The organism is Rhodococcus qingshengii JCM 15477 (assembly GCF_023221595.1).
GTDB classification, from domain to species: domain Bacteria; phylum Actinomycetota; class Actinomycetes; order Mycobacteriales; family Mycobacteriaceae; genus Rhodococcus_F; species Rhodococcus_F qingshengii.
Map to the genome: position 1 here is coordinate 81,164 of NZ_CP096563.1, position 17,290 is coordinate 98,453.

Sequence of the window (17,290 nt, forward strand, 5' to 3'; positions counted from 1 at the left end):
GAGGAACTGCTGTGTATTGCGAGCTCGCTGTCCGAAGGAGACGAAATCGATGAACATCGGCGCAATAGGTAAGAAATTGGGCCAGCTCGTCATTGTGATCCTGATCGTCAGCTTCGGAACCTTCGTGCTGGCATCACTGATCCCCGGCGATCCCGCTGTCTCCGTTCTCGGTGAAGGCCGAACGCCTGCCGAGTACGAGGAAGTTCGGCAGCAGCTCGGACTCAACGATCCACTCCTGGTTCGCTATTGGGACTGGCTGACCAGCGCTCTCCAGGGCGACCTCGGCAACTCGCTCGTTCCCCCGCAGCAGGACGTCCTCACCGCGATCAGTTCCGCTCTCCCCGTCAGCGTTCAGTTGGCAGTGATGGGTCTGGTCATCGCACTCGTCGTCGCAGTTCCGCTCGCACTCTGGTCGGCGCACCACGAAGGCGGCGTCATCGACCGCGTCATCAGCGCCGCGACGTTCGGTGTTCTTTCCGTCCCGAGCTTCCTCGCCGGTCTGTTGCTGATCATGGTCACCGTCAACTGGCTCGGCTGGTTCCCGCGATCACAGTGGGTGCGCATCGGCGACAGCCTGTCCGGAAACCTCTCACACGCAATACTTCCCGCGATCACCATCAGCCTCCTCGAGATGGCGATGTTCACTCGCGTTCTCCGATCCGACCTGGTGACGACGCTCCGTGAGGATTACATCCTCGCGTCGAAGGCCAAGGGAATGCCCACGCTGCGAGTGCTTTTCAGCGACGCGCTCCGCCCGTCGTCGTTCTCGCTCATCACGATGATGGGTCTGGCTCTCGGCGGCATGATCGGCAGCACCGTGATCGTCGAGACGCTGTTCTCACTGCCCGGAATGGGCACGCTCATCGTCCGCGCAGCGCAGCAGGGTGATTCGCCGATGCTGCTGGGCGCGGTGGTCGTGATCGCGGTCATCTACGTCCTCGTCAACAGTGCGATCGATGTTCTGTACACCTATCTTGACCCGAGGAGTCGTCGTGTCCATGTCTGAAGTGACGCCAGACGGAGCGGCCCCGTCGCCGGCCCCGTCCGAGGTGATGACATACCGGCAGCAGACAGTCCTGCTGGCTCCCGGTCCCGTCGAGACGCTGGAACAGCCCAAGAATCTGGTCCTGATCGGATCGATTCTCACAGTGGTCGGCGTTGCGCTGCTCGGCACCGCACTCTTCGGTTCAGCGATCATGATGACCGTCCGCATCGTGCTCGCGCTCGTTGCCCTGGTTTTCCTCTTCAAGGGTCTCGGCAAACTCGGTACGTCCAAGTGGGGCAGTCAGTTCGATCTCTCGTACTGGTTGGCGTGCATCTGGCTGGGCGCGCTGATCCTGGCCGCGATCTTCGCGCCGCTGCTGCCACTCGGTGAGTACAAGGACACGGTCAAGACCTTGGCCGAGCCGGGCTTCGCCTCGCCGAGCCTGCTCTCCGATCATCCGTTGGGTACCAACAACTTCGGTCTCGACCTCCTCGCCCGCGCCCTGTTCGGTGCTCGCGCCTCCTTGACTGTCGCCATCTGCGCCGTGCTGATCGGCATGATCATCGGTGGCACCATCGGCGTCATGGCCGGCTATTTCCGTGGCAAGGTCGACGCCGTGGTCGGAATCCTGACCAACTCGCTGCTGGCCATTCCTTCTCTGGTGCTGCTCATCGCACTGGCCGCGGTGCTCACGTCGAACCTGCGCAACATCACCCTCGCACTGTCGATTCTCTGCATTCCCAGCATGGTTCGAATCGCCAGGGCAAACACCATCGTCGTCGCCCAACGGGAGTTCGTGCTTGCCGCGAGAGCCATGGGCGCCACCAAATGGCGCGTCATCTGGCGCGAGTTGGTTCCCAACGTCCTCGTTCCCGTCGCCGCGCTCGGACTGGTGGCCGTTTCCGGCCTGATCGTCGCGGAAGCATCACTGAGCTTCCTCGGACTCGGTATCGCACAACCTGATCCGACCTGGGGCAACATGATTGCGGAAGGTCAGGGCGGGATCGTGGAGAAGCATCCGTTCATCGTCCTGGTACCAGGCGTCTTCCTCTTCCTTACGGTGTTCTCCTTCAACCTCATCGGCGAGAAGTATCGGAGTAAGCTGTGACCACTTCAGCTCAGAACGGCGTTCCGCTGCTGCAGGCGGACAATATCAGAACCGTATTCGCCACTCCCCGTGGCCAGTTGCGAGCAGTCGACGGTGTCTCGATCCACGTCTCCGCCGGCGAAACTCTCGGCATCGTGGGTGAATCCGGTTCCGGCAAGTCGGTTCTCGGGCGCACTATCATGGGACTGCTCCAGAAGGGCCCGGCTCTCGACATCAGCGGGACGGTGACGTTTGCCGGCCGCGACATGTCGACGATGAAGAAGTCGGAGATGAAGCACTTCTGGGGACCCGAGATCGCCATGGTCTTCCAGGATCCGATGACCTCGCTCAATCCGTTCAAGCGCATCGGTACCCACATCACCGAATCCTTGAAGTTCCACCTGGGTCTGAAGAAGGACGCGGCCCGCGATCGCGCAGCGGAACTCCTGTCGATGGTGGGTATCCCCGAGCCCAAGCGTCGGCTCGACCAGTACCCCCACGAACTTTCGGGAGGTATGCGACAGCGCGTGGTCATCGCGATGGCGCTGGCTTGCGAGCCGAAACTGCTGATCGCCGACGAGCCGACCACCGCTCTCGACGTGACGGTGCAGAAGCAGATTCTCGATCTGCTCGCCTCACTCAACGACAAGCTCAACATGGCCGTCATTCTGATCAGCCACGACCTCGGTGTGGTCTCGGGTCGATCGGACCGTGTTGCGGTCATGTACGCCGGTTCCGTCGTGGAAACGTCGGCGACCGAAGAGTTGTTCACTCGTCCTCGCCACCCGTACACCGAAGCGCTGATGGCCGCGATTCCGCGACTCGAGTCACCGACGCACACAGTGCTGCAGACAATTCCGGGCGGTCTCCCGGACATGACGAAGCCGATCACCGGCTGCCGCTTCGCCGCCCGCTGCCGTTACGCCCAGGACGACTGCCTGACCGGCGACCCGGCCCTGGCTCCCGGCGGACCGGGGGACAACACAACCGAAGGCCACACGTTCGCGTGCCACTACCCGGTCGACACCCCCGAAGGCACAACGGCATTGGTCGCCAACGAGAAGGCCGGCACTACCGCAGCGGGCCTGACGCTCGCGGTGAAGGAGATGGTCTGATGACTGCAGCAACCGATACCAGGAAGCCCGAGACGGTGGACGCGGCCCTGACGGTCGAGGACTTGGTCGTCGAATTCAACGTCGGCAAGGGCCAGACCGTTCACGCCGTGTCCGGAATCAGCTTCACCGTCGCGCCGGGCGAAACCTTGGGCGTGGTCGGTGAATCCGGCTGTGGCAAGTCCACGGCGGGCCGGGCGATCATGCAGTTGCCCTCACCGACGTCGGGCTCGATCCGCCTCGGAGAGACGGAAATGACGGCACTGGGCGCGGAAGAATTGCGTCGCAGCCGCACTCAGTTGCAGATGATCTTTCAGGATCCCATCTCCTCCCTGAATCCCCGTCGCAAGGTCAAGGCTCTCATCACCGAGGGTCCGTCGATCTGGGGTGGAAAAGACAAGGCCGCCATCGAAGCTCGGGCGCGCGAGGTTCTTGCCGAGGTCGGGCTGGACCCGGACATGGTGTGGGATCGAACCCCACGCGAACTCTCGGGTGGTCAGTGCCAGCGCGTGTGCATCGCCCGCGCATTGATGCTCGACCCCAAGGTCCTGATCTGTGACGAGCCGGTCTCGAGCCTCGACGTGTCCGTGCAGGCGCAGATTCTGAACCTGCTCGAGGATGCGAAGAAGCGTCACGGGCTGTCTTTGCTGTTCATCGCGCACAACATGGCCGTAGTGAAGAACATCAGCGACCGCGTGATGATCATGTACTTGGGCCGCGTCTGCGAAATCGTTCCCGCAGAAGACATGCAGAACCGCGCGCTTCACCCGTACACGCAGCTACTGCTGGCGTCGATTCCCGATCCCGACGCCACCGTCACCGCGGCGCAGAACGTCGAGCAGAAGGTCATCGAACTGCCCTCGCCGCTCAATCCGCCCAGTGGCTGCCGCTTCCGCACGCGGTGCCCGCTGGCTACTGATCTCTGCGCCGAGGTAGTTCCCGAGCTGCGTCTCGTCGAGGGCGGCCATCAGGTGGCGTGCCACCACGTGTGACTACACGCGAAGCATGTTGCGTACGTGACCGGTTTCGTTGATCGACCCGACCCTGCGGCTTCCGTTTCGCGACACGAGAATGCGCGTGACGGACACGTACTCGATCGGGAAGGTCAACGGGCGCTCCAGTCCGAGCAGTTCCTGCAGAACGATGTTGACGACGCCGCCGTGGCAGAAGATCGCCACGGTGGCGTCGTTGTCCGTTGCCGCGACTATCTCGTCGATCGCACCGAGGACTCGCGCACGAAAGGCGTCGCCGTCCACCGACTCGGGGAGCCAGCCGGCTTTGATGCGCGCATAGGTTTCCGGCGCCCGCTCCAGGACCTCGTGCATCGGGATGTAGTGCGGCTGCTCGTAGTCGTATTCCGCCAGACCCTCGCGCTGGGTGACCGGAAGGCCCAATATCTGCGCTACCGGGGCTGCGGTCTCGAGTGCGCGCTTTTGCGGGCTGCTGAAGAGTCCGGTGATCCGGTACGGCGCCAGTGCTGCGGGCAGCCGTAGTGCCTGGGCACGACCTTCGTCGGTCAGCGAGGGATCTGCGCGGCCTTCGGTGACCTCGGCCAGTTCGGGGAGCGCGTGTCGGATCAGGAGTAGTTGCACCTACGTCACCTTGCCATGTAGAGATCGAACGCCACCACGAGGTTTCGGCCGTCGCGTTTTGCCTGGTACATCGCGTTGTCGGCGATATCGAGCAGAGTCTCCATGCCCGGCATCGCGCGATCGGCCCAGGCGACGCCGATACTGACCGTTCCCGCGAAACCGCGAATGGATCGCGCGTGGGCCTCTTGCGCCTCTCTGATGCGCTCCGCGAGCTGGATGGCTTCCTCGAAGGTGCAGTCGGCGGCGGCGACGGCAAATTCTTCACCACCCAGTCGGCCGGAGAGTCCCAGCCCTTCGGTAGCGGCGAGGAGGGTGTTTCCGAACTGTTCGAGGACGGAATCGCCGGTGAGGTGGCCGAGGTTGTCGTTGATCGATTTGAAGTGGTCGAGATCGAGCATCATGACGGCGATCGGTCGTTGCGCCGCGTGCTGGGCGTCGAGGAGTTCCTGCGATTGGGTCCAGAACGCGTGGCGACTCAGCGTTCCGGTGAGGGCGTCGCATTCGGCGATGCGTTGGAGTTCTCGCTCAGCGCGCCGCTGTGCGCCAGTGGCGACGGCTACGGCGATGGGGGAGAGTGCCATCAAGATGACGGAGATCCGGGTGGTCACCCCCTCACTGAGTAGGTGCACCGGATCTGCCAGTGCCAGACGTCCCTTACCCGCCATGACCAGTGCCCACGCGCTCCATCCGGCTGCCAGGAGCGAAGTGCTGAACAGTGAGACACGCATTGCGCACCACAGGAGCGCCGGCATCGGCAGCAGCAGCGCAAGGGCTCCCTGGACCTCCAGGGCGAGTGGCAGACAGGCCAGGAGAGCGGCCAGAGGTGCCAGGATCTGTGCGAGCCGCCTCAAGCGCAGACTCTGCCGCACGGACGGCCCGCAGGTTCTTCGAATGTGTTCGAGCGTCGGTGCCGACAGAACGATCGGCAGCACGATCAGATACGTACACAGGTCGGCGAAGAACCACCCCACCAATTCCGTTGCCGCACCGCTTCCTTCGTGGAGTTGAGTGCGTAGTGCGCTGGCGGACCCGGCCGTGAACGACGCCAGAACCGAGATGAGGAAGATTCTGGCCGTGTACTTCGTCTCGGAGATTCGCCGTGGAAAGCAGCCGAGCAAGTTCGCGGCGATCAATCCTGTCGTGACGCCGACCAGATTGATCGCATTCAGTTCGAAGGCCCTCTGCACGGGGCTTCCGGTCGCAAGATCCGCCGTCAGCAGCGCTGCGCCGCCGACAGCGAGTCCGATCGGCGCAAACGAGCGTGGGTTACGGAGGAGAATGCCCAGAAGGATCGCGTTGGCGGGCCAGAAGGTCGACAGAAAACCGGGCGGACGGGCGGCGATGCCCGCCAGGGCGACAACGAGGATCGCCACGAAAATCAGGCACGAGCGCACCCGACGTGTCGAACGGTCCATGGTCAGCCTGTCGTAGAAAGCAGAAGCTGTCCGAGACTAGCAATGATCCGGCTACTGTCCGAGTTGTAACTTTAAGTGTCATCCCCGACGGTTCGGCTGCGTGAGGCGCCGAATCAAGTTCGCCAACTCCTCGGGTTGATCGATCATCGCGTGGTGATGCGCCGGGCGCAGGACGTGAAAACTCCCGCCGAGGTAGGTGGCGAGTTTCTGCTGCTTTGCCATCCAGGCGATGGACCAGGGAGTGGTGTGGCCAGTGTGTGCAGCAACGACGCTGAGGTCGATGTCGGGCAGTGGATGCTTGCTCGAGCGTCGTAAAGCGGTGAGCTCCAGCGCCATATCGGTGTACGCGACGTATTCGATCATCGCCGCTTCCAGATAATGAGGCTCGCGGTAGATCTTCCGCACCCATTCGAGAGTGGCTTCGGACGACCCGCTCGGCGGCACGGACTGGTTGAGGATTTTGCGCGTCGTCGTACCGAGGAGTCGTTGGAGCCCGGTGGTGCTGAACGAAGCCGCGGCGGCTCGGGAGGCGATCAGCAGCAGGTCGCGGGGGAAAAGACGTTTCGGCTCCTTCTCGGCACTGGAATCGAGGAGGAGCATCCCCGCCGCCCGATCGGGGAACAGGCGCGCGAAGCCTTCGACGTAGAAGCCGGCGATGGAGTGGCCGACCACCACGGCCGGACCACTCAGTCCCAGAATGTCGAGCACGTCGCGGATCCGCTCAGCTTCGCCGCGGACGGTCGGAACTTCGGAAGTAGGCTCGCTGAGCCCGAAGCCCGGGCGATCGAAGCGGACGACGGTGTGGTCCGACTGAAGATGACGCGCGCAGTCATCCCAGTCGAACCAATTGCCCGCCAGCCCACCGCACAGGACGACGACGGGGCCGTCGCCCTCGGCAAGAACATGCAGTCGGCTCTCGCCGACCTGCAAGATCTCGCCCGGTGGTTTCACGTGGAACAATTCCGGCACGCGAGAATCCGGACTACTGACGCGGTTTCGCGAGGGGGAAGGCCAGCGTCTCGCGGATGCTGCCACCCGTGATCAGCATGACGATTCGGTCGACGCCCATCCCGAGACCACCCGTCGGCGGCATCGCGTGTTCGAGGGCTTGGAGGAAGTCTTCGTCCAATTCCATCGCTTCCGGGTCGCCGCCGGCCGCGAGCATCGACTGCTCGGTGAGCCGGTTGCGCTGATCCACAGGGTCGGTCAGCTCGCTGTATGCGGTTCCGAGTTCGACGCCCCACGCCACCAGGTCCCACTTCTCGGCGACGCCGGGGATGCTGCGGTGCGGCCGGGTGAGCGGCGACATCGAGGTGGGGAAGTTGGTGTAGAACGTCGGGAACTCCGTGTAGTCCTCGACCAGGTGCTCGTACATTTCCTGCGCGATGGCGCCGGTATCCCAGCTGGACTGGTACGGGATCTCGTTGGCGTCGCACAACTTCTGCAGGTCTTCGAGACTTGTCTCGGGGGAGACGTCGACACCAAGTTTTTCGGCGACGGCGCCGTGCATCGTCTTCACCGGCCACTCACCGGAGATGTCGACCTCGACCAGTTCGCCGTCCGGGCCGGGACGCATGATGATCTCGCGACCGAATGCTGCGACGGCCGCCGCCTGGATCAGCTCGCGGCACATCTGCATCATGCCCTCGTAGTCGCTGTGGGCTTCGTAGGCCTCGAGGATCGTGAATTCGGGATTGTGTTTGAAGTCGACGCCCTCGTTGCGGAACACGCGGCCGATCTCGAACACCTTCTCCATACCGGCGACGCACAACCGCTTCAGGTACAGCTCGGGTGCGATGCGGAGATAGAGGTCGAGGTTGTACGCGTTGATGTGTGTCAGGAACGGAGCGGCATTCGCTCCGCCGTGCACCTGCTGCAGAATCGGGGTCTCGACTTCGAGGTATCCGCGACCACCGAGTGAATCGCGCAGCGACTTCACGACGTCGCTTCTAGCCTCGAGAAGTTCGCGGGCCTTCGGGTTGAGGGCGATGTCGAGGTACCGCTGGCGGACACGGGTCTCGGGATCCGAGAGGCCCTTCCACTTGTCCGGCAGCGGGTGCAGGCACTTGCCGTTCATGCGCCACTCGACGGCGACGAGCGACAGCTCGCCCTTGCGGCTGCGCCCGATGGTTCCGCTGACTTCGATCAGGTCACCGAGATCGAACTCGGCAGCGAACTCCGCCAACTTCTCGCGGCCGACGTTGTCCTGGTCGACCAGAACCTGGATGTCGCCGGACCAGTCGCGCACGTCCGTGAACACCACTCCGCCGTAGTCGCGGACCCGCAGGAGGCGTCCCGCGATTCGCACGCGGGTGCCCTCCGGTGACTTCGCTGCGGCCGCGATCGTGTGCGTCGGTGGATAGGCGACGGGGTAGGCGGCGATCCCTTCGTCGGCCAGTTGCGCGAGCTTGTTCATGCGCACGCGGACCTGCTCGGGTCGACGCGGACCGTTGGTCGTGAACGTCGGAGCCGAGTCCGGCGGGCTGCCGTCGGCATGCAGTCCTTCGGAAGTCACCAGAGCTGCCGGCACCGCCGCATGCGTGCCGGTGTGCTTGACGACCTGGCTGGACTTGCGCCCGAAACTGGGCAGCACCACAAAGCCTTCGGCGATGGCCGACGCGAATCCGACGCGCGGCAGTTCGCGGTTGTCCTCGAAGCAGAGGAAGCGCGGCGCCCAATCCGGCTGGTATTTCACGTTCGAGCGGTACAGCGCTTCGAGCTGCCACCAGCGGGAGAAGAAGACGAGCACCGAGCGCCAGATGCGGAGGATCGGGCCCGCGCCGATGCGCGAACCTTCCTCGAACACCGAGCGGAACACGGCGAAGTTGAGCGAAACTCGCACGACGCCGATCTCGTCCGAACGTGTGGCCAACTCCGAGACCATCAATTCGACGACACCGTTGGGCGCCGTCGGCTTACGGCGCATCAGGTCGAGCGAAACACCGTTCGGTCCCCACGGCACGAGCGAGAGCATGCCGACGACGCTTTCGTCCTCGGTGCCTTCACCCATGACGGCTTCGACGAGGAGGCAATCGCCGTCGAGGTGATCGCCCAGTCGGCCGAGCGCCATGGAGAAGCCGCGCTCGGTGTCGGTGTCGCGCCAGTCGTCGGCGCGGATGATGACGGCTGCCATGTCCTCGGGCGGGATGTCGCGATGGCGTCGCATCCGCACGGTGACGCCGTGACGCCTCACGCGAGTGACGGCCTGGCGCACCGGGCGCATGTCGCGTCCGTTGAGATTGAATTCGCGGGTGCGCAGGATCGCTTCGTCGCCGAGCTGCAGGACGCTCAGGCCCGCCTTCTTGTATGCCGTCGCCCCGGTTTCGCTGGCGCCCATGACGGCCGTCGCCCAGCCGTACTGCGATGCGAGCCCCTGCCACGCTTCGATGGCGTGCGGCCACGCTTCAGGATCACCGATGGGATCACCACTGGCGAGGCAGACGCCGATCTCGACGCGGTACGTGATCGCGGCCTTGCCGCTCGGTGCGAAGATGACGGCCTTGTCGCGGCGGGTGGCGAAGTAGGCGAGCGAATCGTCGGCGCCGAAGTTCTGGATCAACCCGCGGATCGCGGACTCGTCGTTTCCGGTGAGCGCGTTGTTGGAGCGTTGCGCGCGGAAGAGCGTCATGACGGCTGCGAGTAGCGCGATGGCACCGAGGAGACCGAGGACCGTGTTGACGAAGACACGCGGGTGGCCGTCGAACACCTCGTTGTCGACCGAAGCTGCAGCGGTGACGCGGTTCAGGGCCCAGAGGAATCGCTGGTTCTGCGGTAGGTCACCTGGGAAGAGTTCGACAAGGCCCCAACCGATCACGGTCGCTACAGCCATGCCGCCGATCAGTACGCCGAGTGCTTTCCAGCCGGCGCCGCGCCGTACGCGTGTGTAGAACTCGGGCCTCGCCGCGATGAGGATTCCGATCACGACAAGCAGAACGACAACCGCCACGGCGTTGTTCGGGTTCTTGTCGACGATCGCGGAGGCGATGTTGGTGAGGGTGATCAGTGACAGGTAGATCGTCAACAGCCACCAGGCGATGCGCTTGCGGCTCGCGAGGGCGGCGGCGAGCAGGGCGACGACGAGCGCCCACGACAGGCTCGTATCCGGTGCGTCGAAGTAGTAGCTGTCGATGTATTCGCGTGGGACGCGGAGGATGTGCCGCAGTACCGGCGAGATGCTCCACAGGAACACCAGTACGGAGAAGACTCCGAGGATCAGTCCCGAGATATGGGGAACCTGGCTGAACCGCCCTTTGCGGAATCGACGCGCCTGGCGCGGATTTTCGGGTGGCGATTCCACCAACTCTGCAGTGGTGTCCGATACCTCGGTCAATGGTGCCATCGAGCTTCCTCTCCTACCGGTCGATCAGATCCTCACGCTAAGTGTGGTCTGTCGTGTCCAGTTTTGTGGGAGGAGGAAGATGATTGACATGACCGACAACATTCCAGCAGTACCCATCCGCGACGAAATGATTCGGCTCGGTCAGTTTCTCAAGCTCGCGAACCTCATCGAATCGGGCGCGGAGGCGAAGGAAGTGATCGCCGACGGCATGGTTTCGGTCAACGGTGAGGTCGAAGATCGTCGGGGCCGCCAGCTTCGTGACGGCGACGTCGTCGAGATCGGCGGGATGGCCGCCAAAGTGGAAGCCCCCGCCTGATCCCGCGACTTCTGACTAGCTCTCGCGAACGACGACGCCGTCCTGGTCGCTGTAGACGATCTCGCCGGGGTTGAAGGTGACTCCGCCGATTTCGATCGGCACGTTCTTCTCGCCCGAACCGGTTTGCGTGCTCTTGCGCGGGTTGGTGCCCAAAGCCTTGACGCCGATGTCGAGGGTGCGCAGGATCGCGGAGTCGCGGACGGCTCCGTTGACGATGACGCCGGCCCAGCCGTTGTCGACGCCGCGGCCGGCAATGATGTCGCCGACCAGCGCGGTGTGGATGCTCGCGTCACCGTCGACGACGAGGACTCCGCCGTTGCCCGGTTCACTGAGGGTCTGCTTCACGAGCAGGTTGTCCTGGAAGCACTTGATGGTCGTGATGGGGCCGGCAAACACTTCACGTCCACCGAACTGGGTGAACTGCGTGTCGCAGCTACGGATGTCGGGTCCGATCTCGTCGGCAAGGTCAGCGGTCGCTACAGGCTCGGTCATGCCCCACAGGATAGTCGGCGAGGTTGGCGCCTAGTTGTCGTCGGGGAGTATGCCGTTCAGCACTATGTCGGCAAGAGAATCAGCAAACGGTCCCGGGTCCGAGACGTCACGAACCGACAGCGCGAAGATGGCCGCGCCCGCCATGATGTCGAGAAGAGCGTCGGCGTCGACGCCGCTTCGGATGTCGCCGCGCTCTCTCGCCGCCTCGAGTCGACGGTTCAGCTCGACGCGGACTCCGGCCAGTTGCCGCACCACGAGAACGTCGCGTAATTCCGCGTTTGTTCGCACTTCGCTCATCAATCCGGGAGCAGCGGCTCGTGTGGCGGGAGCTGCGAACAGAGCAACCGCGCCGTGCACCAGCGCGCGGATCTGATCCGTGATCGTGCCCTCGGTGCCGAGTTCGGTGTCGATGTCCGCGCCCTGTTCGACGTCGAGTACGGGGTAGATCGCGTCGTTGACGATGTGTGCCTTCGACGGCCACCGACGGTAGATGGCTGGACGTCCTACTCCCGCACGCGTGGCTATGGCGTCGATGGACGTGCCCGCGTACCCCTTTTCTTCCAACAGTTGCCTGGTCGCGTCCAGTACTGCGTCGTCGATTGCAGGGTTTCGCTGCGGGCCCAGGCGGTGCTGAGTTTCGGAATCTTTGGACATTTTGGGCAAATCCCTTGCGGTATCGCTGTGATGGCCGTTACATTCTGTCACGGCTTTAGTCGATACATATTGTATCGACAATCGGCACGTGCGCATCGGCGCCACCGAACCACGAGGAGTGGTGATGAACCTTCGAACCGAAACAGAAACCTCCGGCGAAGATCCCGACTACGCCGAATTTGCCAGGCCCGGCGAATCCCGCAACGACCCGGCGGAGATGCGGCGCAGCCTCGAAGGCTGGCTCGCGACCGTGCTGTGGCGAGGTTCGAAACCTTCCGTGACCTCGGTCGAGGTGCCGGCCGCGAACGGCATGTCCAACGAAACTGTGCTTTTCGATGCGACGTGGATCGAGGACGGGATTCGAGCCGAGCATCGCTTGGTCGCCCGTATCGCCCCGCGGGACAGTGCGGTACCGATCTTTCCGTCTTACAACCTGGACCAGCAGTTTCGGGTCATGAGCGCCGTCGCCGCTCACACGTCGGTGCCGATCCCGCGGGTGTACTGGTCCGAGAGCAACCCGGACGCGCTCGGCGGCGAGTTCTTCGTGATGGAACGGCGTGAGGGCGAAATCCCGCCCGATGTCATGCCGTACACGTTCGGATCCTGGCTCTCGGAAGCTTCGGCCGACGACTGTTCTCGACTCCAGCAGTCATCGGTCCGGGTGCTCGCCGAGCTACACGCTATGGCCGATCCGCACCTCGCACTCCCCGAGTTGTGCCGCGATGGTGCCGAACCGACTGGGGCAGAAGCACTTCGCGCGCACCTCGAGGACCAGCGGCGCTATTACGAGTGGGCAACAGCCGACGGACCAGGATCTCCTTTGATCGAGCGCGGTTTCGACTGGATCGAAGCGAACTTTCCCGTCGATTCCGGTTCCGCAGTGCTCTGCTGGGGTGACTCGCGGATCGGAAATGTCATCTACCGCGACTTCGAGCCGGCGGCGGTCCTCGATTGGGAGATGGCCACACTGGGGCCGCGTGAGCTGGACCTCGGCTGGATGATCTTCCAGCACAGGTTCTTCGAGGATCTCGCTGCCATGGCCGGACTCCCCGGAATGCCGGACTTCCTTCGTCGCGAGGACGTGGCAGAGGCCTACGGCTCGCTTTCCGGCCACCAGGTTGCGGATCTAGATTTCTACATCCTTTACGCCGCGCTGCGGCACGCGGTGATCATGTTCCGAGTCCAAAGCCGCGCAGTGGCTTTCGGTCAGGCCGAATTCCCCGACAACCCGGACGAGATGATCCTGCACCACAAAACACTCGAAGCCATGCTCGACGGCACCTATTGGGAGTCGCTCGCAACATCCCCGCTCACAACAGGAGATGCACGATGACACTGTCCCCGCTCGACGACTACCCGGTACATCAGATCGCCGAGACCATCCGCCACGTGGGCACCTCGGATCGAAACTTCTACGACCGCTACTACTTCAACTGCCATGCCGGCGTCGACGGCGACACCGAGCCGCTGTTTCTCATCATCGGTCTCGGTCAGTACCCCAATCTTGGTGTATGCGACGGCTTTGCGGTTCTTCGGCGCGGCGAAGACCATATTGTCTTCCGGGCATCCCGAGCCTTGGGTGACGATCGTATGGACCTGTCAGTAGGCCCGCTGCGAATCGAAATCATCGAGGGTCTGCACCGCCTACGTGTGGTGTTGGACCCGAGTCCCGAAGCGCCGGACCTGAGCTTCGACCTCACCTTCGAGTCCGACGGCCCCGCCAATCTCGAGGCCAGACATTTCCATCGCCAGCTCGAACGAGTCACCTTCGACACGCAACGATTCGTGCAGACCGGAACATGGTCCGGATCCCTGACCGTCGACGGCGACGTCATCCCGGTCACCCCGGAGACGTGGCGGGGTAATCGCGATCGGTCCTGGGGTGTGCGACCGGTCGGCGAAGCGGAACCGCCTGGACGCAAGGCAGATCCGGCGATAGCCGGCAGTCAGAACTTCTTCTGGATTTACTCGATCATGCAATTCGGCGACTTCACCATCGTCACGATCGTTCAAGAAGATCAGCAGGGACGCCGAATCCTCGAAGATGCGACTCGCGTCTGGGCGGACCGCTCGCGCGAGCCGGAGTGGTTGGGTCGACCGGACCACCAGCTCACGTTCATTTCCGGTACTCGCGAGGTGAAGAGCGGAACTCTGTACTTCCGGCGCCCCGGTGCACCAGGCGAATCCGACCACATCCTGGAGATCACCTGCGAACCGATACTGCCCAACTACATCGGTGTCGGCACGGGCTACGGACTCGAGCAGGATTGGCGCCACGGGATGTGGCAGGGCGAACTGGTGGTTCAAGGCCTGCGGGAAAAGGTTTCGGACATCGAATCGTGGAAGAAGATGCTGTGCCCGGTCGACAACCTGGCTCGGTTCACCCTCGTCGAGGACGGCGTAACCCGCACCGGGACAGGCCTGTTCGAGGTAGCAGTCATCGGACCTCACCAGCGATACGGATTTACCGGCATCGGTGATGTCGCTCCGTAACTCCAGATCACCACACCACAAATCCCAAACTGCAGAGAAAGGCACTGCCACATGTCCACACGCACACGAATGTTGTTCGCTCGCACTGCAAAGGCCGCCGCATTAGTTGTTACAGGTGGTCTGATGTTTGCTGCTCCCGCCACGGCAATCCCGCTCGACCTGGGCTCTCTCAACACAGGCTCGCTTGGAGCGGTCGATCTCGGCTCGCTCGATCCTGTCCTCGCGCCGACACCGAATTTGGCCTCCGTGGCCAACTTTCGCGACGTTGCCGGCAACGACGGTAGGGGATACGCCACCGTCGACGGCTCACACCTCAAGCGCGGCGTCATCTACCGGTCCAATGCGCTGACCGCTACCACCGACGCAGACAAGACGACACTCACCGGCCTCGGGCTTGCCGACGCCTATGACCTGCGCGGCGCAACCGAGATCTCCAACCCGTTCATCGGTGGCGCGGACAAACTCCCGGACGGTGTGACGTACACGAACATCCCCATCGAGTTCAAGGATCTCACCCAGCTCGCGACGACGATCAAGTCGCCGGAGGAGGCCAAGCAGTTCTTGGTCGACACCAACCGCAGTTTTGTCACCGATCCCGTTCGCCGTGCCGGCTTCAAGCAGGTCCTCTCGGACATCGCTGCGAGTGACGGGGTGCAGTTGTTCCATTGCACCTCAGGCAAGGACCGCACGGGTTGGACCGCGATGTTGCTGCAGTCCATCGCCGGTGTCCCCGCCCAGACGATCATGGACGACTATCTGTTGAGCAACACCTACCTTCAGGCGACCAACGAGAAGATCCTTGCGCAGATCTCTCAGGCCCTGAGCCCGCAGGTGGCGACCAATCTCGAGCCGGCCCTCGGTGTCGACGCTTCGTACCTGGAAGCTGGACTCGCGCAGGTAGCCAGCGATTACGGAACCGTCGACGGTTATCTCACCGAAGGTCTCGGACTCACTCCGGACACGATCGCGCTTCTGAAGGCCAAGCTGGTCGGCTAGTTTCTCGCTGCTAAAACGCTTGAACGAACGAGTACCAGTCGCCGTCGAACTCCTGGTATCCGATCTCGCCGTCGCGGCGGGGCTTGCCGAGATATGGTGCGCCGTCAGGTAAGTACGCCAATCCGATCGAATCGATTAGACCACCCTCGATGTGGAAGCGGCACCCGTTGCCGACGGGCCAGACCTGCAGGACCCGGTAGACGCCAATTGTTTGGTTGTCCATCGACTTCTGGCAATCCGCGGCCACTGCTTCGAGCGAATCTTTCGACAATGCAAACGCAGCACGCGAAGGGACGGACAAGGTCACGAGCGCACCGGTGACGAGCACGATCACCGGCGCGATCGTGCTCAAACGCAGAGTTTTGTACTTCATCCAGCCAATCAGGCTGAGTATCAACCACACTCCGCCCAAACCGAGCAGTACTGAGGCTGCGAGCGCAAAGAACGGAAAGTACACAACCGGCGGCATGAAGGACCAGACGATGACGCCGCACGTGAGGGCGACAAGCACTGCGGCGACAATCGCTGTCACCTTCCACCAAGATGCCGGACCTCCACGCTCAGTTGTCGGATCACCGTCAGTCATCGGACAACCCTTGCACACCGCAGTAACTGCGGAGCGGCAACGAACGGAATCGTCCACTGATATACGTCGGGGTCGTCGTGCGTAGATCCGCGAATTGAACATTTTCGGCGCCAGCCAGTCCTCTAATGTCTGAGGGTATGGTCGGATTGTGAACCAGGATCTGATCATTCGCCGCTACCAGCCCTCGGATGAGGACGTGGTCGTCGACCTGTGGTCACGCGCTGCCCGTGAAGCCCATCCGTTCCTTGCGGGTGAGGGGACGGGCGAACGCGAGCAGAAGATGCGAGAGGTCTATCTGATTCAGGCCGACAATTGGGTCGCTGAGCACAACTCCGCTGTCGTTGGACTGTTGGGAATGATCGGCTCCGAAATCGGGGGACTGTTCGTCGCGCCGGCGTCACAAGGGTTGGGCGTCGGGCGGGCGTTGGTCGAACACGCCACAACCATGCACGGCGAGGTGACACTGGAGGTCTACACGCTCAACGATCGCGCCCGCAGGTTCTATGCGCTGATGGAGTTCGAAGAAGAGGGGCGTCGACACGACGCCGAGACGAACCATGAATTGATCACCCTGCGTCGCGCGGGTCGAGGCTCTTCCCTTTCCCAGGCATGAGAATTACGGATCAGCCCAGCACGGGCCTGACATTGTGCACAGATCTGGCGGCTACCGATTGGCTGGTCGATCAGGATCTTCCTTGGTATCAGTTGGCGGGGCGCGGCCCGATCGGATTTCCGAAGTATGCGCGCTTACGGTTCATCCCCGATCCGAGCTTTCCCGGTCAGAAATCCAATGATGTCGACTTCGATCAAACCGGGCCGGAAGAGAAAGTGCTGATCGGCTTCGCCCTGGATGTGTTGTCCAGTTACACAACCACACCCGACGAGTGCTATTTCTGCATGTGGACCGGGTGGGGGTCGGCAGTCGGTGATGACGTTCCGCGGTTCGAGATCCCCAATCGTGACTACTGGCTCTTTCGTGGAACGCTTGCCGACTACGCCGATTGGAGCGTGGAAAACTCAGCTCGTTGGCCGTGGGGTTCTTCCCCTGATCCGGCCTTCATCTGGCCGGCTGATCATTCCTGGTGCATAACCAATGATGTCGATCCACATTTCGCGACCATTGCGGCCCCCGAGGAGGCCATCATTCGAATTGTGGCTGATTCGCGGATCGACGCCGTGCTCGACGACCCGGATATCGATCCGCCGTATTGGCACTGACGCCC

Annotated in this window: 17 protein-coding genes; 10 read left to right on the top strand and 7 right to left on the bottom strand. The window is 62.9% G+C overall.

Translation table 11 applies throughout. From position 1 onward, the window contains the following. Positions 1-49 precede the first annotated feature (49 nt). From M0639_RS00295 to M0639_RS00310, 4 genes are read left to right on the top strand one after another with little or no spacing between them, the layout of a single operon-like run. Complete coding sequence (locus M0639_RS00295) at positions 50-1,006, top strand: ABC transporter permease (protein ID WP_003943571.1); 957 nt, start codon at positions 50-52, stop codon at positions 1,004-1,006. After that, positions 999-2,093 (top strand): ABC transporter permease, encoded by a 1,095-nt coding sequence (locus M0639_RS00300; RefSeq protein WP_230359944.1) that lies wholly within the window; start codon positions 999-1,001, stop codon positions 2,091-2,093. Before M0639_RS00295 ends, M0639_RS00300 begins: the two co-directional genes overlap by 8 nt. Beyond that, positions 2,090-3,187, top strand: coding sequence for an ABC transporter ATP-binding protein (locus M0639_RS00305; protein WP_064073639.1), 1,098 nt, complete (start codon positions 2,090-2,092; stop codon positions 3,185-3,187). Before M0639_RS00300 ends, M0639_RS00305 begins: the two co-directional genes overlap by 4 nt. Further along, a complete protein-coding gene (locus tag M0639_RS00310; protein WP_042453339.1) occupies positions 3,187-4,176 on the top strand; it encodes an ABC transporter ATP-binding protein in 990 nt (329 codons plus the stop codon). The genes M0639_RS00305 and M0639_RS00310 overlap by 1 nt, the downstream gene beginning before the upstream one ends. On the opposite strand, the gene M0639_RS00315 is transcribed toward M0639_RS00310, so the two are convergent. The 4 genes from M0639_RS00315 to lysX all read right to left on the bottom strand — a co-directional run bounded on the left by M0639_RS00315 (position 4,177) and on the right by lysX (position 10,530). Continuing rightward, on the bottom strand, positions 4,177-4,776 hold the full coding sequence (locus M0639_RS00315; RefSeq protein ID WP_003943544.1) for a histidine phosphatase family protein: 600 nt from the start codon (positions 4,774-4,776) through the stop codon (positions 4,177-4,179). 5 nt (positions 4,777-4,781) lie between these two features. Next, positions 4,782-6,191, bottom strand: a complete 1,410-nt coding sequence (locus M0639_RS00320; RefSeq protein ID WP_003943555.1) for a GGDEF domain-containing protein — start codon at positions 6,189-6,191, stop codon at positions 4,782-4,784. Positions 6,192-6,269: 78 nt separating this feature from the next. Further along, positions 6,270-7,160 (bottom strand): alpha/beta fold hydrolase, encoded by an 891-nt coding sequence (locus tag M0639_RS00325; RefSeq protein WP_003943576.1) that lies wholly within the window; start codon positions 7,158-7,160, stop codon positions 6,270-6,272. Positions 7,161-7,173: 13 nt separating this feature from the next. Beyond that, positions 7,174-10,530: a bifunctional lysylphosphatidylglycerol synthetase/lysine--tRNA ligase LysX gene (gene lysX / locus M0639_RS00330; protein WP_064073638.1), complete on the bottom strand. Its 3,357-nt coding sequence runs from the start codon at positions 10,528-10,530 to the stop codon at positions 7,174-7,176. Between the two features lie 88 nt (positions 10,531-10,618). Here lysX and M0639_RS00335 point away from each other — a divergent pair, with 88 nt between their 5' ends. After that, positions 10,619-10,846 carry an RNA-binding S4 domain-containing protein gene (locus M0639_RS00335; RefSeq protein ID WP_003943569.1) on the top strand — a complete coding sequence of 76 codons (228 nt, stop codon included), beginning with the start codon at positions 10,619-10,621 and terminating at the stop codon, positions 10,844-10,846. Between the two features lie 15 nt (positions 10,847-10,861). Here the strand turns inward: M0639_RS00335 and rraA are convergent, their stop codons facing one another. Both rraA and M0639_RS00345 read right to left on the bottom strand, forming a co-directional pair. Continuing rightward, positions 10,862-11,338: a ribonuclease E activity regulator RraA gene (gene rraA, locus M0639_RS00340; protein WP_003943552.1), complete on the bottom strand. Its 477-nt coding sequence runs from the start codon at positions 11,336-11,338 to the stop codon at positions 10,862-10,864. A gap of 30 nt (positions 11,339-11,368) precedes the next feature. Beyond that, positions 11,369-11,992, bottom strand: coding sequence for a TetR/AcrR family transcriptional regulator (locus M0639_RS00345; protein ID WP_003943532.1), 624 nt, complete (start codon positions 11,990-11,992; stop codon positions 11,369-11,371). 124 nt (positions 11,993-12,116) lie between these two features. Between M0639_RS00345 and M0639_RS00350 the strand changes: the two genes are divergently transcribed. The 3 genes from M0639_RS00350 to M0639_RS00360 are packed head-to-tail and all read left to right on the top strand — an operon-like array spanning position 12,117 to position 15,481. After that, positions 12,117-13,325 (top strand): phosphotransferase family protein, encoded by a 1,209-nt coding sequence (locus tag M0639_RS00350; protein WP_050656388.1) that lies wholly within the window; start codon positions 12,117-12,119, stop codon positions 13,323-13,325. Further along, positions 13,322-14,485 carry an Rv3169 family protein gene (locus tag M0639_RS00355; protein WP_003943541.1) on the top strand — a complete coding sequence of 388 codons (1,164 nt, stop codon included), beginning with the start codon at positions 13,322-13,324 and terminating at the stop codon, positions 14,483-14,485. The genes M0639_RS00350 and M0639_RS00355 overlap by 4 nt, the downstream gene beginning before the upstream one ends. Positions 14,486-14,536: 51 nt before the next feature. Then, the gene (locus M0639_RS00360; protein WP_054780978.1) at positions 14,537-15,481 is read left to right on the top strand and encodes a tyrosine-protein phosphatase; all 945 of its coding nucleotides are present in this window, start codon (positions 14,537-14,539) and stop codon (positions 15,479-15,481) included. Between the two features lie 10 nt (positions 15,482-15,491). Here the strand turns inward: M0639_RS00360 and M0639_RS00365 are convergent, their stop codons facing one another. Then, positions 15,492-16,067, bottom strand: a complete 576-nt coding sequence (locus M0639_RS00365; RefSeq protein ID WP_064073637.1) for a hypothetical protein — start codon at positions 16,065-16,067, stop codon at positions 15,492-15,494. A 148-nt stretch (positions 16,068-16,215) separates the two neighbouring features. Between M0639_RS00365 and M0639_RS00370 the strand changes: the two genes are divergently transcribed. Together M0639_RS00370 and M0639_RS00375 are read left to right on the top strand one after the other, a co-directional pair. Beyond that, a complete protein-coding gene (locus M0639_RS00370; RefSeq protein WP_003943603.1) occupies positions 16,216-16,680 on the top strand; it encodes a GNAT family N-acetyltransferase in 465 nt (154 codons plus the stop codon). Beyond that, positions 16,677-17,285 (top strand): hypothetical protein, encoded by a 609-nt coding sequence (locus M0639_RS00375; protein WP_003943589.1) that lies wholly within the window; start codon positions 16,677-16,679, stop codon positions 17,283-17,285. Before M0639_RS00370 ends, M0639_RS00375 begins: the two co-directional genes overlap by 4 nt. Positions 17,286-17,290: the final 5 nt, after the last annotated feature.

What these genes read in the sequence shown, in the direction of transcription:
- M0639_RS00375 (WP_003943589.1), top strand. Translation starts at nt 16,677, where the DNA reads ATGAGAATTACGGATCAGCCCAGCACGGGCCTGACATTGTGCACAGAT.
- lysX (WP_064073638.1), bottom strand. Translation starts at nt 10,530, where the DNA reads ATGGCACCATTGACCGAGGTATCGGACACCACTGCAGAGTTGGTGGAA.
- M0639_RS00320 (WP_003943555.1), bottom strand. Translation starts at nt 6,191, where the DNA reads ATGGACCGTTCGACACGTCGGGTGCGCTCGTGCCTGATTTTCGTGGCG.
- M0639_RS00365 (WP_064073637.1), bottom strand. Translation starts at nt 16,067, where the DNA reads ATGACTGACGGTGATCCGACAACTGAGCGTGGAGGTCCGGCATCTTGG.
- M0639_RS00355 (WP_003943541.1), top strand. Translation starts at nt 13,322, where the DNA reads ATGACACTGTCCCCGCTCGACGACTACCCGGTACATCAGATCGCCGAG.
- M0639_RS00350 (WP_050656388.1), top strand. Translation starts at nt 12,117, where the DNA reads ATGAACCTTCGAACCGAAACAGAAACCTCCGGCGAAGATCCCGACTAC.
- M0639_RS00360 (WP_054780978.1), top strand. Translation starts at nt 14,537, where the DNA reads ATGTCCACACGCACACGAATGTTGTTCGCTCGCACTGCAAAGGCCGCC.
- M0639_RS00345 (WP_003943532.1), bottom strand. Translation starts at nt 11,992, where the DNA reads ATGTCCAAAGATTCCGAAACTCAGCACCGCCTGGGCCCGCAGCGAAAC.
- rraA (WP_003943552.1), bottom strand. Translation starts at nt 11,338, where the DNA reads ATGACCGAGCCTGTAGCGACCGCTGACCTTGCCGACGAGATCGGACCC.
- M0639_RS00310 (WP_042453339.1), top strand. Translation starts at nt 3,187, where the DNA reads ATGACTGCAGCAACCGATACCAGGAAGCCCGAGACGGTGGACGCGGCC.
- M0639_RS00295 (WP_003943571.1), top strand. Translation starts at nt 50, where the DNA reads ATGAACATCGGCGCAATAGGTAAGAAATTGGGCCAGCTCGTCATTGTG.
- M0639_RS00335 (WP_003943569.1), top strand. Translation starts at nt 10,619, where the DNA reads ATGACCGACAACATTCCAGCAGTACCCATCCGCGACGAAATGATTCGG.
- M0639_RS00300 (WP_230359944.1), top strand. Translation starts at nt 999, where the DNA reads ATGTCTGAAGTGACGCCAGACGGAGCGGCCCCGTCGCCGGCCCCGTCC.